Raw genomic sequence first — 15,632 nt, forward strand, 5'->3', positions numbered from 1 at the left:
TCAGTTCACGCCTTCCATCGCCGCCTTCGCGACGTCGCTGCCCCTGTCCGCCTCGCCCGCGACCTTCACCAGCGCCGCGGTCGCTTGATCGCGGCTTTCCTCGGCTTTCACGCGTCCCGCCGAGGCCGCGTTCACGCCGAAGAAGGCGCCCACCACGGTGCCGATCACCGTTCCCGCCGCGGTGATCACCGCCGTGACGTCCGACGTGTTCGGGTACCGCATGACCGCCGCCACCGCGATGACCGCGAGCGCGCTCAGCCCCGCAAGCACCGTCATGAATCCGTAGTTCTTGCCCATGGCCCGCTCCCTTCAGGCTCCACGCGCCATGCTTCGCCCGAACGCCGCCCTTCGTTACGGCAAAAGGCCGGACCGTTATCCGCCGATGTCGAAACGTACGTCGTGGTCCTGATCCGGCACTACGAATTGCAGCAGCCGCGCGCCCTCTTCGGCGATCGATTCTTGATCCCGCAAGGGTTTCGGTGATTCGATCGTCAGTGTCGCCCCTTTGATCGCCCAAACGGCCAGGAATTCACCGTCGACGAGCAGGGTGCCCCGGCGGCCGCCGTTGCCCGGTGGCAGCGGCACGCGGCGGCCGTCCGGGATCACCCGTACGCGGTCGGCGTGGGAGAGCAGGACGTTGTCGTACTCGGGCAGGAACCGGGGCGGTGCCGGGGTTTCCGGGTCGGGACGCGGCGAGTCGGGGAGGTCGAACAGTTCCTTCCCGTCGGTGCCGGTGAAGGTGCGCAGCCGCGGCCGGAGCCGCTCGAAGACCTCCTTGAGTTTGGTGAGCCCCGACCAGACCTGCGCGTCGCGGACGGTCGCCGGACCGAATGCCTTGAGGTAGCGCAGCACCAGATCGTCGAGCGGGATGCCGTCGGTGACCGGTGCGCCGACCCACTCTTCGAGCAGGGCGAACGCGGCCGGGCCGGTCTGGCCCCACAGGCCACGCGGGGTCACGTGCGCGAGGGGGAGAAGGCTCTGGATCGCGTAGGCGAGGGTGGTCGGGTCGGCGTCCGGCCACCGGTCCGTCAGCGCGGCGCGGATCTCGGCGCGCGTGCGGGGCCGCTCGGCAAGCAGGGCCCGCCCCGCTTCGGCGATCGCGGCGAGATCGAGTCCGGCGACCTCCCGCGAATAGTGGCCGAGGAAACCCCGCTCGATCACCGGTTTGATGGTGGGCCACAGCGCGAGGCAGTCCGAGGCCGTCACCAGGTGCACCGTGCCGCGCATCAACGTCGACCGGACGACCTCGCGGGCCGCCAGCGGTTTCGCCAGCTCGTCCACTTCGAAATCCCGGAGCCGCGACCACAGCCCGACGTAGGACGCGTCGGGTGCCTGCGCCTGGAGGCCGGCCAGTCGCTCGATCGCGGTGACGGCGGGCAGATCGGCGCGGTCGAGCAGGAGCTGCCTGGCCAGGGTCGCGCGGTTGAGGGCCCGGGGGCTCAGAAGTTCCATCGTCAGACGCACTTTCGCAGGAAGGAACGGAGGTCTTCGGCGAACAGGCCGGGGACCTCCATCGCGGGGAAGTGGCCGCCGGTGTCGTACTCGGCCCAGTGTGCCACCGGCCCGTCCTGGAAACTCCGGATCGTGGTGTCCCCGGCGAAGACGGCGATCCCGCGAGGCGGGCCGGCGGGCGCCTCGCTCCACTCGCCTTGGGACAGCTGCCGGTAGACCTCCATGCCTTCGTACACGGCGTGCGCGGAGGAGGCGCCCGCGCCGGTGAACCAGAACAGGCTCACCGAAGTCAGCAGGTGATCGCGATCGACGGCGTCGTCCGGCAGTTCCTTGGCCGGATCGGTCCACTCGGCGAACTTCTCCACGATCCACGCGAGCTGGCCGGTGGGGGAGTCGTTCAACGAGTAGGCCAGCGTCTGCGGCCGGGTCGCCTGAAGGTGCAGGTAGCCGAGGCCGTCGGATTGGAACCGGTTGAAGCGCTCTCCGCGTTCGCGGTCCTTTTCGCTGAGGCCGTCCAGTTCGACAGCGGGCCCGAACGGCATACCCGCGCTGGTCCCGGTGAGGTGCACGCCGACGACCCGGTGCGGGGCGATCATCGCCAGGATGCCCGCGACCCCGGCACCGGCGTCGGTGCCGTGGACGCCGAAGCGTTCGTAGCCGAGGCGGTCCATCAGCGTGGTCCACGCCTGTGCGACGCGGAAGAGGTTGCCCCAGCCGGGGCCGCGCACCGGGTTCGAGAATCCGTAACCGGGCAGGGACGGGATGATCAGGTGGAACTCGTCGCTGAGCTCGCCGATGACCTGCCGGAACTCGAACGGCGAGCTCGGCCAGCCATGCGTCAGGAGCACGGGTAGCGCGTCCGGGGCGGCTGAGCGGATGTGCAGGAAGTGGATGGTCTGGCCGTCGATTTCGGTGGTGAATTGCGGGAACTCGTTCAGTTCCGCCTCATGGGCACGCCAGTCGAAGCCGTCGGCCCAGTACTCGGCGAGGTTCTTGAGGTACGCGACCGGGACACCTCTGCTCCAGCTGCCGGTGACCTCGCGCGGCCAGCGGGTGCGGTTCAGTCGGTCCTTGAGGTCGTCCAGTTCGGCCTGGTCGACGGCGATACGGAAGGGCTTGATGTCGGTCATGGGGCTAGATTAGGAACAATTGCGGAAAGGTTCGTTCCGCGATTGCGGACAAGGTGGGATCCATGGCGGAAACTTCGGCGAGACTGCTGCGGCTCCTGTCGTTGCTGCAGGCCAGACGGCACTGGACGGGTCCGGAACTGGCGGAGCGGCTCGACGTCACGACCAGGACCATTCGGAACGATGTCGAGCGGCTACGCGGCCTGGGCTACCCGGTCGACGCGACTCCCGGTGTCTCCGGCGGGTACAGCCTGGGCGCCGGCGCGGCCATGCCGCCGCTGCTGCTCGACGACGAGGAGGCCGTCGCGGTGGCGATGGGCCTGCGCACGGCCGCGGGCGGCACGATCGCGGGAATCGAGGAGACGTCGGTCCGCGCGCTGGCGAAACTGGAGCAGGTGCTGCCGTCGCGGCTGCGGCGCCGTGTCGAGGCGCTGAATTCCGCGACGCTCGCGGTGCAGGGCGGTGGCCCCACGGTCGACGCCGAGGTGCTCTCGGTCATCGCCAACGCCTGCCGTGACCGCGAGACCCTGCGGTTCGATTACATGGGACACAACGGATCCGAGACGCGGCGGCAGGTGGAGCCGCACCGCTTGGTGCACATGAGCCGCCGGTGGTACCTCGTCGGATGGGACGCCGACAGGCAGGACTGGCGCACGTTCCGCGCGGATCGCGTGCGGCCGCGTACGCCCAACGGACGTCGTTTCGAGGAACGCGAACCACCCGAAGGCGGCGTGGTCGCGTACCTCCAACGTGGTGTGGGCGCGGCGCTGTGGCGGCACCACGCGACGATCCGGCTGCACGCCCCGGCCGCCGAAGCCGCGGCGAAAGTGCCGCCCGCCGTCGTCGTCGAAGCCGTCGACGAGCGGACCTGCCTGCTCAAGGCTGGTGCGGACACGCTGGAGTACCTGGCGCTCTACCTGGGCATGCTCGACACCGACTTCGACGTCGTCGACTCCCCGGAATTCGCCGGGCACCTGCGCAAACTGATCGGGCGGTTCAGCCGCGCGGTGGACTCTTGACGTCGAAGACCAGGTCCGGGCGCTCCCAGGTGATCTTCGGCGGGCTGGGCGGCACGACCCCGACACGACGGGCGCCCATCCGCTCGTAGAACCCGGCGGCGGGCGGATGGGAGACGACGCGGATCTCGGTCATGCCGAGGTCCGCGGCCTGCTTGAGCATATGCTCCACCAGCCACGCGCCGATGCCCGTGCCCTGTGCGGAATCGGCGACGAACAGCAGGTCCAGCTCGGCCGGGTACTCGATGAGGCTGTAGAAGCCGACCACGTCCCGCTGCGCGTGGGCGACGAACGCGGGATGGGTGGCGAGGTAGTCCTCGGTGACCCGGTAACCCTCGAGGATCGACGCGTACTCCCCTTGATAGGCGGCCGATTCGTGCATCAGCGCTGTCACCTTGCCTGCGTCGGAAGCGCTTGCCCTGGAGATGCGGTAGCTCGTCACGAGCGCAGCTTAGAACGTCACACCGACAGTTCTTGACCTCCACCTATCTGGAGGTATGAAGCTGAGCGCAGTCAACTGGGGAACGAACTGGAGGAACGAGATGAAAGCGGCCGCGTTCACGGAAGCCGGTGGCCCGGAAGTGCTCCGGGTGCTGGAGCTGGAGGAGCCGCACGCCGGGGCGGGAGAGGTCCGGGTGCGGGTGAAGGCGGCGGGCGTGCAGCCGTACGACGCGGCGGTGCGGGCGGGCTGGGAACCCGCGGGGTTCGAGCTGAGCTGGCCGCGTGTCCCGGGGAACGAGTTCGCCGGGGTCGTCGACGAGGTCGGTTCGGGGGTGACCGGCCTCGTCGCCGGGGCCGAGGTGCTCGGCTTCACCGCCGTGCAGGCGTACGCCGAGTACATCGTGGTGCCCGCGGAGAACGTCACCCCTAAGCCGGCGGAGATGCCGTGGGAGGTCGCGGGCGGCTTCACGGCGGGGACGCAGACCGCCTACCTGGCGCTGGACGGCCTGCGGGTCGCCCGCGGCGAGACGTTGCTGGTCAATGGGGCCGCGGGTGCGGTGGGCACGGCCGCGGTCCAGCTCGCCGTGTTGCGTGGGGCGAGGGTGATCGGAACGGCGAGCGAGGCGAACCAGGATTACGTCCGCTCGCTCGGCGCCGAACCGGTGGTCTACGGCGACGGCCTCGCCGACCGGGTGCGTGCCCTCGCGCCGTCCGGCATCGACGCGGCGCTCGACGGCGCGGGCGGGGTCGCCTTCGACCTGTCGCTGGAGCTGGTCGGGAATCCGGACCGCGTGCTCACCCTGGTCGAGCACGCCCGCGCGCCCGAGGCGGGAGCGCGAATGGTCACCGGGACGCGGTCGGCGGAGCGGCTGGGGATGCTGGCGTCGTTGTACGCCAAGGGGGAACTGCGGTTCCTGGTGCGACGGACGTATCCGTTCGGCGAGGCCGCGGCGGCACATCGGGAGATCGAGACCGGGCACGGGCGGGGCAAGGTCGTGCTGACCTTCCCGTGAGCCTCGTGACCTTTGCTCGCCCCGCCGCTGTGGCTGCCGAGACTGGTGGTGTCGCAGGGGCCTCGGGTGGCGAGCGCGTAGTCCGTGAGGGCCTCCTTCCCTACCTTCAGGGTAGGCAAGGAGGCCCTCACGGACCTGCGACCAATGCCGCCACATTCAGCAGGTGCCTGAGACACCCTTGGCTCTAACCGTCCTGACCACTCACGAGACCTCAGGATCCCCGCAGCTTCCGAACCACCCCGCGCACCACGAGCGGCGCGACGATCGCCACGAAGAGCACCAACGCCGCCCAGCCCCCGAACCCGCCGAAACCACCCTCGTCGTAGGCCGCCGGTGCGGCCTCCCGCCAGTTCTTCGAGCCGCCGCCCGCCGACTCCTCGTCGGGGTTCGCCGTAGCGGTCGCGGTCTTGTCGCCGGCGACCGGGCCGGCGCTGGGCCCGGCGGAGGTTTTGGGACCCGAGGTGCCCGCCTTGGGTTTGCCGTCCGGGTTGATGATCCCGCCGGTCACCAGCGGGTCGGGCGGGCTGGCGGCGCCGGCGCCCAGGCTGCCGTGGAAGGTCGGGTTGCCGCAGTTACCCGCGTTGAGCTGCTTCGCCGGTCGCCCGGTGAGCCGCGCGTTGGAGTTCATGATCTCCTGCGACAGGTTCGGCGGCAGCGGCGAATAGCCGATCCTGGCCATGTTGATCTGGCCGTCGCAGGCGACATGCTCTAGGAACGCGGTCATCGTGTCGGTCTTGCCCGGGTCACCGTAGCCGCCGCGGCAGGTGTCGCGGCCGCTGGTGCACGGCATCATCACGTACGAGTACGCCGAGATCGGATACGACTTCGGATCGGTGTTCGAGTAGACCTTGTCCAGTTTCTGGCTCAGGTCCGGCCGCAGTTCCGCGTGCTTCAACGCGGCCGCGATGTTCTCCGCGTAGGGCTGCGTGTACTGGCCCGCGCCGTTCTGCACCCACGCCGCCGGCACCTTGTACAGCTGGGCGTAGGCGAATTCGTCGTAGGCGATGGAGAACGGAATGCTGCCCGAACCCACGGACTTCGCGATCTGGTCGGAGTCCGCGAGCAGCCGGTACCACTCGGCATCCGGCCCCTGCCCGGGAAGCTGGATGGGACGCACACCCGCTGGCAGGTTCCCCATGCCGTTCCCGACGTTGCGGGAGACGAACCGGTTGTAGGCGGCCGGTGCGGCGTGGGCGATGAAGTCGTAGAACAACGCCGTCGTCCCGGATTGCCCGGTCCTGCCGACCAGCGTGATGGGCTGATCGGGCAGCGGCTTGCCGCCGTTGGTCGCGGTGATGGCCTGATCGCTCCACCGGGTGATGTCCCGGCTGAAGATGCGGCCGATCACCTCCCGGGTGAGGTGCAGGTAGTCGACGCGCTTCCCACCCTGGTCGGTCACGTTGTACATCACGGCGACCGCGCCCGCGACGTCCGGGACGTACTGGTAGCCGCGGGTCTGCGCGGAAAGGCCGCCGCCACCGGCCGCGATGAGCGAGGACACCTCGGCCTCGGTCCCGCCGAAGTCCACCGTCCGGTCGCCGTACTGGTTGACCCCGGCGGGGGAGTTGGTGGCCGAGTAGTTGACCGGGATACCGCGTGACGTCGCGCCGTTCTGCCAGTCGTTCATCGCCGGGCCCACGTAGCTGGAGCCGGAGCCGGTGACCCTGGACAGCGCCGCGGCGCCGGGAGTGATCACCAGCGACAGCAACACCGTGACCCCGCCCAGCGCGGCCAGCCGCCGGATCATCCGAATCGCCCGTTCACGTAGTCGAAGGTGCGCTCGTCCGACGGCGCGTTGAAGATGGTGTCCGTCGGACCGTGTTCGATCACCCGGCCGGGTTCGTTCTCGGCCGCGAGGAAGAACGCGCAGTGATCCGAAACCCGTTGGGCCTGCTGCATGTTGTGCGTGACGATCACGACCGTCACCTCGTGCCCGATCTCGGCGATGGTCTGCTCGATCCGCCGGGTCGACGTCGGGTCGAGCGCGGAACAGGGCTCGTCCATCAGCAGCACGTTCGGCTGCACGGCCAGCGAACGCGCGATGCAGAGTCGCTGCTGCTGCCCGCCGGACAGCGCGCCGCCGGGGGAGCTCAGCCGGTCGCGGACCTCGCGCCACAGCCCGGCTCGTTCGAGGCTCTGTTCGACGAGCGCGTCCTTGTCACCGCATTTGACGCCGGCGAGCTTCAACCCGGCCAGCACGTTGTCGCGAATGGACATCGCCGGGAACGGGTTCGGCTTCTGGAACACCATGCCGATCCGCAGCCGCACCTGCTGCGGACGCGTCCCGTCGGCGTAGATGTCCTTGCCGTCCAACAGGACCTCACCGGTCAGCGACGCCGACGGCACCAGCTCGTGCATCCGGTTGAGGATGCGCAGGAAGGTCGACTTGCCACAGCCGGACGGGCCGATGAGCGCGGTCACCTCCTTGGCGGGCATCCGCAGCGATACCCCTTCGAGCACCAGCCGGTCACCGAACCAGGCGCCGATCTCGCGGGATTCGAGTTCCGCCGCGCCGGGCGGCGGACCGCCGGTCAGTGCCACCAGCGGGCGCGCCGGACTGTCCACGTAGGACACTTCAGTGTCGGTCACCGGTTCTCCTGTGTCTTGACGATGGTTCTCTTCGCCTTGCGCTTGGACCGGTCGCGGCCCACCACACGGGCGATCGCGAACAGGCCGAAGATGAGCAGGATCAGCACGAGCGCGCCGACGTAGCCGCGCTGCTGGACGTTCTCCAGCGGCTGTTTGATGAAGCGGTAGATGAACAGCGGGATGCTCTCCTGCGGATCGGAGAACGGGTTGGCGTTCATCCCCAGCGCGCCGAACGAGGTGAACAGCAGCGGCGCGGTTTCACCCGCCACCCGGGCGATCCCGAGGATCACGGCGGTGGTGACGCCGGTCCGCGCGGTCGGGAGTACCACCGACCACACCGTGCGGGCCCGGCTCGCACCGAGCGCCAACGACGCCTCGCGCAGGCCGTCCGGGACGAGCCGGAGCACGACGTCCACGGTCCGCGTGACGGTCGGCAGCATGACCATCGTCAAGGCGAGCGTGGCCATCATCCCGTTGTAGCTGAACAAGCCCACCCCCGCCTGGATGCCAGGGATGATCAAGGCCGCGTAGACGAACAGACCGGCCACAATGGACGGAAGGCCACTCATCGCGTCGACCATGATCCGCACCGGGCGCCGGAATCGTGACCGCGTCTCGTTCAGGAAGACCGCGGTGAGCACGCCCAGCGGGACGACCAGGACCAACGTCAGCGCGGTCTGCTGCAAGGTGCCGATGACGGCGTGCAGGCCGCCGGTGTCGGTCACCGGATCCGTCGGCGCGACCGTGGACATGTCATGGGTGAAGAACGCCAGCCGCAGATACGGCGCGCCCTCCGCGACGATGTAGATCAGCAGGGACAGCAGCGGCGCGAGGAGGATCAGCGCCCCGCTGACGACGACGGTGGAAACCAGCCGGTCCGACGCGGCGAGTTTGCCCAGCCGGTCGCGGGTGACCAGGTAGAGCATCGACAGGTACAGCAGGTACGCGACGACCAGGTCGGCCAGCCAACCGGGGGAATCCAGCAGCAGATGCATGACGAACCAGGTGAGCAGCGTGGCCGACACCGCGCAGCCGAGCGCCGCGAGCCGGTCCTGCCTGGTCGTCTCCGACGGACGGCGTTTGACGAGTTTGCGCGGGGCAGGGGTGACAGGGGGAGTCAAGGTCGTGGTCACGCGTCCACCCCCGCGCCCGAACGGCTCCTGGAGATGATCACCGACGCGGTGAAGTTCGTCGCCAGGGTGAAGACGAACAGCACCAGGCCCGCGGCCATCAGCCCGGACAGCGCGAGCCCCGACGCGCCGGAGTTGTTGGCGATGAAGCCGGAGATCGTCGCGCCGCCGAACTGGAGGACATGCTTCGTGATCTCCGGAACCTGGGGCAGCAGCAGGGAAACCGCGATCGTCTCGCCGAGCGCGCGGCCGAGCCCGAGCATCGAGCCACCGATGACGCCGCCCCGCCCGAAGGGCAGGACCACCGTCCTGACCATTCCCCACCGCGTGCTGCCCAGCGCGAGCGCCGCCTCCTTCTCGCCGGGCGGCGTCTGCGCGAACACCTCCCGGGTCACCGACGTCGTGATCGGGAGGACCATCAGCGAGACCACCAGACCCGCGATGAACATGGACTGGATGTACAGCGCGTTCTCCTTCGACGAGAACAACGGGAACCAGCCGAGGTTTTCGGTGAGCCACAACGAGACGGGCACGATCTGCGGGCCGAGGAAGGCGAAACCCCACAGCCCGTACAGCAGGCTCGGGATCGCGGCGAGCAGGTCGACGAGCCCGGTCAGGAACCCGCGGATCCGCCCGCTCGAGTACTCGGTGATGAACAACGCGGCCAGGATGCTCAACGGGACCGCGATCAGGATGGCGATCAGCGCGACCGCGATGGTCCCGTAGAGCAGGCCGAGCACCCCGAGGACGCCCGAGGCCGGGTCGAACCGGATCGTGGTGAAGAACCCGAAACCGCTCGCGTCGAAGGCAGGCCCGGATCGGTAGACGAGGAAGAAGCCGATGACCACGAGGATCGCCAGCATGGTCAGCCCGGCGCCGGTGGTGACGCGGCGGAAGGCGCGGTCTGCCCGTGACAGGACTTCGGTGATCACCCGCCGCACCGGGGTTCCGGGTGGGGACGGGTCGGGCCGGGGTGGCGCGATGGTCACGGGCGGCCTTCCTTCGTGTTGGCAAGTAAAGGAGTTCAGGGCACACCACGTCGCCCCTCGATGCGGCCAGTATGTGGTGCCCGCCGCCGGGAAAGGTGTCCACTCGGGGAACGCCCGACGGGGCGTTTGTGAATCAGTGCGGCCAGACGGTCCGAGCCGGTTGACCCCGAACGGGTGACTCGTGGACGTTGGATCCCGTGAAATCTGGGGAGTCGTCCGTGTTCCTGGTCCGTGCGAGACGAGCCGGGGTCGTGCTGATCTGCGGGATACTGGCGGTCGCGGGGGTGTCCGTCCCCGCCGCGCAGGCGCAGGCGCCCGCCAATCCGCCGTACAAGCTCAAGACCGAGCCCGCCGATCTGTCGGCGGTGCAGAACGGCGATCCACTGCGGATCACGCTCTCGGGCCTGCCCAAAGGGGCGAAGGCGAAACTCGTCGTCTGCCCGAAGGACGTGCCGGACAACCTCATGAAGAAGGTGTACGTCCCGCCGTGGAGCAAGGACAGCACGCTGCTCACCCGGGTGCAGGCCTACTGCCAGGACGAATTCGGCGACGAATTCACCGGCAAGGCCGCGGGAATGCAGTCGATGGAAAGGGTGCGGAGCAGCACGACCGGCGACATCGTCTTCGACACGACGATCCCGCGCGGTACCTTGCGCCCGCATGCGGTGGCCTGGGATCCGCTTTACACCACTTATGAGAAAGCGGTGAATCCCGGCGACAAATTCCCGAAGGTGCCGTGGGCGGACAATCCCGTCGTCGTCGATCCGGTGACCGGCGCGAAGACCAGAAGGCAGTTCTCCTTCACCTGTGACGAGAACAATCCGTGCACCGTCACGATCCAGATCACCGCACAGGACGCCGCGGGCAAGACGGTGACCTGGGTCGACGAATCCCTCAAGTTCACGCCGTACCTGCCGGGCATCGGGGTCAAGGGCTGCAAGGGGATCGGCCGGAACACGCTCAACGCCAGCATGCCGGAGCGGCTCGGCCGGACCGCGGTCGCCTGGAACCAGGCGCTGTGCGCTCCCACGCGGTCCGACCAGCCCACCAACATCGTGAGCGAGACCGAGGACATCGGGCTGACCGCGTTCGACAAGGGCGCCTCCGATCTCATGATCACCGGCAGTGGGAACGCGCTCGCCGCGCAGTCCGTGCGGTCCAGGGAATACGTCCCGGTCGGGATCAACGCGGCGGTGATCGCCGCGGTCGGCTGGTCCCCGACCGACGTCAACGACGGGGGCAGCCCGCTCAATTCGAAGTTCACCGGAACCCTGTCCTTCGCCTACGACGAAGTGGCGAACATGTTCACGAAGGGCGGGCAGGTCCCCGACGCCGACGGGCGCGGCGGCATCTTCAAGAACGGTAGCCCGCTGGTCACCAGGAATCCGGCGCTCGCGGCCATCAAGGACGGCCAGCCCGCCGGGGTGATCGCGGTGAACGCCCGGTCCGGTTACGGCGGCAACACCGACTTCTTCGGCGCGACAGGGGAGTCCGGACCGGGCACGGTCCCGTTCGCCCTGAGCCGGGCCCTCGTCCGATCGGCACCCGAAGCCTGGGTCTTCCCGGAGAAGGGCAAGGGCTACTTCGGTGCCCTGGACGGGAAGTCGCCGGGGGTGATCGCCGATCTGAGCGCGCTGGACCCCGGCAAGTTCCGGATCAACAACGTCGACGCGAAGACCGGTCAGCTGTCGGTGCGCAAGACCGTCGACAACGCCGTCGTCGGCAGAGGCGCGGACTGCGCCGGCGGCTGTATGAACTGGGTGATCACCGATCTCGCGACGGCCACGGTCAACCGCTGGACGCCGGTGGCGCTCCCGGACGGCAAGGGGAACTTCGTCGCGCCGACCGAGCAGAGCCTGCGGCTGGCGGCCGACGCGATGAAGATCGGTCCCGACGGAACGGCCGAGACCGGCACCGTTTCCCAGGACGGCGCGTACCCGCTCACCTTCGTCGAATACATGGCCGTTCCGGTCAACCCGTTGATCGACGCGAACTGTCAGCCGATGAAGGAGAAGCAGGAGCAGCTGAAGTCGTTCGCCGGCCTCGCGGCCGGATTCGGGCAGGCGCTGCTTCCTCCCGGAATGGTCCGGTTGAGCCCCGGGCTGGCCGCCACCGCCGGCGAGCGCATCGGCAAGATCGGTACCGGAACCGCCGAAAAAGCCTGTCAGGAAAAGGAAGAGGCGAAGAACCCGCCGCCGCCGGGCGCGACCGGTGCCACGCAGGCCGCCAATTCTTCCTTGGGCGGCCCCTCCGGGGGACCCGGTTCGTCCGCCGGCACGCCGGTGGCGGCCGCCACCGGCCCGGCGCCCGCGGTCGCCCCGTCCCCGGAAAGCGTGGCCGCGGCGAAGAACCTCGCCGAGTCGATCGACATCCCGAAGTTCGCGGGTGCGGGCGCGCTCGGAGCCCTGATTCCCTTGGTGGCGCTGGTGATCCTGGCGACCTTGCCGTCCGCGACGGCGTATCTCGCGGCCGGACGGCCGGTGCCGTCCTGGCTGACCAGGGCGCTGGCCGGGATCGGTGCCGCGTTCGCCATGCTGTTCGCTCTCCTGCGCCGTAAGTCCTCGGGTGGCGTGGCGTGAGCACGGAGGTCGAAGAAAGGGAGTTCCTGCGGTTCGGCCCCGGCTGGATCGGGGCCGTCGTGTTCGCGTGGCTGGTCACCACCCTGGTGGCGCTGGCGCTGGTCGTCTACGCGCTGGGCCCGATGCTGCAGTCGAGTGATCAGCGGAAGGCGCTGACGGAGATCCGCGCCGAGATCGGCGTGGCGCTGGGTGCCAGCCAGAGCCTGTTCGGCGCGGCACCGCCCGCCAAACCCGTCGAGTTCGGCAAGCCGGTGGCCGTCATGGAGATCCCGGCCCTGAAGGTGCAGCAGGTCGTCATCGAAGGCGCGTCGAGCGGGGAAACCGCGTCCGGACCCGGACACGTCCCCGGGACGGCCGGGCTGGGGCAGCCGGGCAACGCCGTGATCGCCGCCCGCAACGCCGGGTTCGGCGGCCCGTTCGGCTCACTCGACGCCTTGGCGAAGGGTGACGAGATCGTCGTCGCGACGACACAGGGCAAGTCCGTCTACCGGGTGACCGACACGGCCACCCGGCCCCTCGACGAGGGCGCCGACTTCGGCAAGACCGAGAACGATCGGCTGACGCTGGTGACCTCGGCGTCGTGGTGGCCGCTGGCCTCGGCCGAAGCGACGGTGGTGACCGCAGCACTGGAGGGCAGGCCGTTCCGCCCGACCCCGCAGAACGGCAAGGCGGACGCACAGGACGGCCGGACCGGCGACGGTGACGCGTGGGCCGGGCTGGTGCTGGCCTTCGGCGGATTCGTGGCGGCGGCGGCCGGGGCGACTTTCCTTTATCGCCGGTGGCGTCCGGTTTCGACCTATGTCATCACCGGGCCGGTCCTGCTCACTTTCGCCGCGCTGGCGGCATTGGCGCTGTGGCGGCTCTTTCCGGCTTGGGCGTAATCCAGGATTTCGGTCTTTTCGGACCGAACCCGCTCTCAGGATGTGGATCTTCGCCCGTTCCCGACTTTGGTCGGTGGACTGATCACCGACAGCTCTTTAGATTCTCCCCATTACACCCGGTCAGGGGTAACTCATTCGGGCAACCGAAGGAATTCTTCTGACGGAGTGTCATGCCACCAGCGTGCTTTAGCCGGAGCGCGACTGGATTGCTGAAACAGGGAGAGTTCGATGAGCAGATTCAGCCGGGTGGTCACATGCTCGGTTCCGGTCGCGGTCGGCGCTTTGCTGCTGTCGACCGCGGTGTCCGGTGCCCAGCCGTCGGAGGAGGCGCGCACGCAGACCGGGATCACCGCACTGCAGAGCATCAAGAAGAGCCTCACCCCGGCCGAGCGCAAGCAGTCGAGCCAGCTCGTCATCGAGAAGCGCCTCCGCGCCGACAAGGGCCTGGCGGGCAAGCTGCCCGAGTACCGGACCGGGCTGGGCGTCAGTGACGCCGGCACGGTCGCGGTGGACATCAAGGGCGCCGGCCAGTCACTCGTGGACGCCGTCAAGGCGGCCGGTGGCACCGTCCGCCACGCCTCTCCCGCCGGTGCGATCCGCGCCGACCTGCCACTGAACGTCGTCGACACGATCGCCGGACGCGGGGACGTCGCCGAGGTCAAGGCCGCTTCCCAGGCCATGACCTGGAACGAGTCCGCGCCGCAGGACCGGCGGCAGGCCGCCGCCAAGCAGACCGCCGCCGCGCTGCAGGTCGCCGAGGGCGACAAGGCGCACGGCAACGACACCGCCCGCACCAAGTACGGCGTCACCGGCGCGGGCCAGAAGGTCTGCGTGCTCTCGGATGGCATCAAGTCGCTCAAGGCGTCCCAGACCGCCGGCGAACTGCCCGCCGTCGACGTCCTCCCCGGACAGGCGGGCAGCGGTGACGAGGGCACCGCGATGCTGGAGATCATCCACGACATGGCGCCCGGCGCCGCCCTCGGTTTCGCGACCGCCTTCACCAGCGAGCAGAGCTTCGCCGACAACATCCGCGCGCTGCGCACGACCGGCAAGTGCACGATCATCGTCGACGACGTCTCCTACTTCGACGAGTCGCCGTTCCAGGACGGCCCGGTCGCGCAGGCCGTCAACGACGTGACCGCGGCGGGCGCGCTCTACTTCTCCTCCGCCGGGAACTCGGGCAACCTGACCGACGGCACCAGCGGCTACTACGAGGGCGACTTCCGAGGCTCGGCCAGCAAGATCTCCGGGATCACCGGGACGCCGCACGACTTCGACCCGAGCAGCACGACCCAGCTGTACAACGCGCTCTCGCCGAACTCGGTCGGCCGCTACGTCACCCTGTTCTGGTCCGACCCGTGGGGCAAGGCCACCAGCGACTACGACCTGTTCGTCCTGAACTCGTCCGGCTCGGTCGTCGCCTCCAGCGAAGGTTCGCAGAACGGCACCCAGAACCCGTACGAGATCGCCCAGGTCCCGGCCAGCGGCTCGGGCTTCAAGGTCGCCGTGGTCAAGTACAGCGGCTCCGACCGGTTCATCGCGCTCAACGTCATCCGCGGCCGCTTCGTCACTTCGGGTGCGCTGAAAGCCTTCAGCACCAACGGTGTCACCTCCGGCCACTCGGCAGCGGTCAACGCCTTCAGCGTCGCGGCCGCCCCGGCCGCCGGTGCCTTCGGCCGCGCGCTCGAGACCGGTGACCCGGCGAACCCGGCAGGCCCGTACCCGGGTCTGTTCACCGCCGCCAGCAAATGGGAGCGGTTCACTTCGGACGGTCGTCGTCACCAGTTCTACAATCCGGACGGTTCGGTGATCACCCCCGGCAACGTGTCCTCGACCGGTGGTGCGACGCGGAACAAGCCGGACATCACCGCGGCCGACGGCGTCGCGACCTCGGTGACCGGCTTCCAGCCGTTCTTCGGGACCTCCGCCGCCGCGCCGAGCGCCGCCGCCATCGCCGCGCTGCTGATGCAGGGCAAGCCGACCGCCACCCCGGCGGAGATCCGCACGGCGTTGACGTCGACCGCGATCGACCTCGGCGCCCCCGGCTTCGACCCGGTGACCGGGGCGGGCGTGATCATGACCGATCCGGCGCTCGCCGCCCTCGGCGTCGCCCCGAAGTAGTTATCGAGGGGTAAGGCAAAGGTGTCGGGTCGCGGGGATTCGCTCGCGGGCCGTGGTCGAGATGTGTCGCGAAAGCCACTTTCGCGACCCCAGGCGTCGCGAAAGTGGCTTTCGCAACCCCCCCAACTTTGCCTTGCCACAGACCAAGGGCGAAGGCGTCCTTCACTGCATCGGACGCGGCGAAGGACGCCTTCACCTCACCGCCGGCCCCACCTCACGACCACGCCACCTTTGCCTTACCCCCTGAGTAACACCTTTCGCGTGTGAAGGCCCCCTTCCCTCGTCCAGCCATGC

13 protein-coding genes are annotated in these 15,632 nt (G+C 69.1%); 5 read left to right on the plus strand and 8 right to left on the minus strand.

Annotation, left to right across the window (positions count from 1 at the left end):
• The 3 genes from ACLJO0_RS41260 to ACLJO0_RS41270 all read right to left on the minus strand — a co-directional run bounded on the left by ACLJO0_RS41260 (window position 1) and on the right by ACLJO0_RS41270 (window position 2,582).
• The gene (locus tag ACLJO0_RS41260; protein WP_101605833.1) at window positions 1-297 is read right to left on the minus strand and encodes a hypothetical protein; all 297 of its coding nucleotides are present in this window, start codon (window positions 295-297) and stop codon (window positions 1-3) included.
• A gap of 75 nt (window positions 298-372) precedes the next feature.
• Window positions 373-1,452 carry a winged helix DNA-binding domain-containing protein gene (locus ACLJO0_RS41265; protein ID WP_410585345.1) on the minus strand — a complete coding sequence of 360 codons (1,080 nt, stop codon included), beginning with the start codon at window positions 1,450-1,452 and terminating at the stop codon, window positions 373-375.
• A 2-nt stretch (window positions 1,453-1,454) separates the two neighbouring features.
• Complete coding sequence (locus ACLJO0_RS41270) at window positions 1,455-2,582, minus strand: epoxide hydrolase family protein (protein ID WP_410585346.1); 1,128 nt, start codon at window positions 2,580-2,582, stop codon at window positions 1,455-1,457.
• A 62-nt stretch (window positions 2,583-2,644) separates the two neighbouring features.
• Here ACLJO0_RS41270 and ACLJO0_RS41275 point away from each other — a divergent pair, with 62 nt between their 5' ends.
• Window positions 2,645-3,598 carry a helix-turn-helix transcriptional regulator gene (locus tag ACLJO0_RS41275; protein WP_410585347.1) on the plus strand — a complete coding sequence of 318 codons (954 nt, stop codon included), beginning with the start codon at window positions 2,645-2,647 and terminating at the stop codon, window positions 3,596-3,598.
• Here the strand turns inward: ACLJO0_RS41275 and ACLJO0_RS41280 are convergent.
• On the minus strand, window positions 3,576-4,037 hold the full coding sequence (locus ACLJO0_RS41280; protein ID WP_410585348.1) for a GNAT family N-acetyltransferase: 462 nt from the start codon (window positions 4,035-4,037) through the stop codon (window positions 3,576-3,578). The genes ACLJO0_RS41275 and ACLJO0_RS41280 overlap by 23 nt on opposite strands.
• A gap of 100 nt (window positions 4,038-4,137) precedes the next feature.
• Between ACLJO0_RS41280 and ACLJO0_RS41285 the strand changes: the two genes are divergently transcribed.
• Window positions 4,138-5,049 carry an NADP-dependent oxidoreductase gene (locus tag ACLJO0_RS41285; RefSeq protein ID WP_410585375.1) on the plus strand — a complete coding sequence of 304 codons (912 nt, stop codon included), beginning with the start codon at window positions 4,138-4,140 and terminating at the stop codon, window positions 5,047-5,049.
• Between the two features lie 211 nt (window positions 5,050-5,260).
• On the opposite strand, the gene ACLJO0_RS41290 is transcribed toward ACLJO0_RS41285, so the two are convergent.
• From ACLJO0_RS41290 to pstC, 4 genes are read right to left on the minus strand one after another with little or no spacing between them, the layout of a single operon-like run.
• Entirely contained in the window at window positions 5,261-6,796 is a 1,536-nt protein-coding gene (locus ACLJO0_RS41290; protein WP_410585349.1) for a substrate-binding domain-containing protein, read from the minus strand.
• Window positions 6,793-7,590, minus strand: coding sequence for a phosphate ABC transporter ATP-binding protein (locus ACLJO0_RS41295; RefSeq protein ID WP_255433378.1), 798 nt, complete (start codon window positions 7,588-7,590; stop codon window positions 6,793-6,795). The genes ACLJO0_RS41290 and ACLJO0_RS41295 overlap by 4 nt, the downstream gene beginning before the upstream one ends.
• A gap of 44 nt (window positions 7,591-7,634) precedes the next feature.
• A complete protein-coding gene (gene pstA / locus ACLJO0_RS41300) occupies window positions 7,635-8,771 on the minus strand; it encodes a phosphate ABC transporter permease PstA (RefSeq protein WP_410585350.1) in 1,137 nt (378 codons plus the stop codon).
• Window positions 8,768-9,757, minus strand: a complete 990-nt coding sequence (gene pstC / locus ACLJO0_RS41305; RefSeq protein WP_410585351.1) for a phosphate ABC transporter permease subunit PstC — start codon at window positions 9,755-9,757, stop codon at window positions 8,768-8,770. The genes pstA and pstC overlap by 4 nt, the downstream gene beginning before the upstream one ends.
• 218 nt (window positions 9,758-9,975) lie before the next feature.
• On the opposite strand from pstC, the gene ACLJO0_RS41310 reads away from it, so the two are divergent.
• From ACLJO0_RS41310 to ACLJO0_RS41320, 3 genes are all read left to right on the plus strand, one after another.
• Window positions 9,976-12,336: a hypothetical protein gene (locus ACLJO0_RS41310; protein ID WP_410585352.1), complete on the plus strand. Its 2,361-nt coding sequence runs from the start codon at window positions 9,976-9,978 to the stop codon at window positions 12,334-12,336.
• Window positions 12,333-13,217 (plus strand): sortase, encoded by an 885-nt coding sequence (locus tag ACLJO0_RS41315; protein ID WP_410585353.1) that lies wholly within the window; start codon window positions 12,333-12,335, stop codon window positions 13,215-13,217. The genes ACLJO0_RS41310 and ACLJO0_RS41315 overlap by 4 nt, the downstream gene beginning before the upstream one ends.
• A 228-nt stretch (window positions 13,218-13,445) precedes the next feature.
• Window positions 13,446-15,338, plus strand: a complete 1,893-nt coding sequence (locus ACLJO0_RS41320; protein WP_410585354.1) for a S8 family peptidase — start codon at window positions 13,446-13,448, stop codon at window positions 15,336-15,338.
• The last annotated feature ends 294 nt before the right edge of the window (window positions 15,339-15,632 follow it).

It is taken from the genome of Amycolatopsis sp. lyj-108, assembly GCF_046549005.1.
Taxonomy (GTDB): domain Bacteria; phylum Actinomycetota; class Actinomycetes; order Mycobacteriales; family Pseudonocardiaceae; genus Amycolatopsis.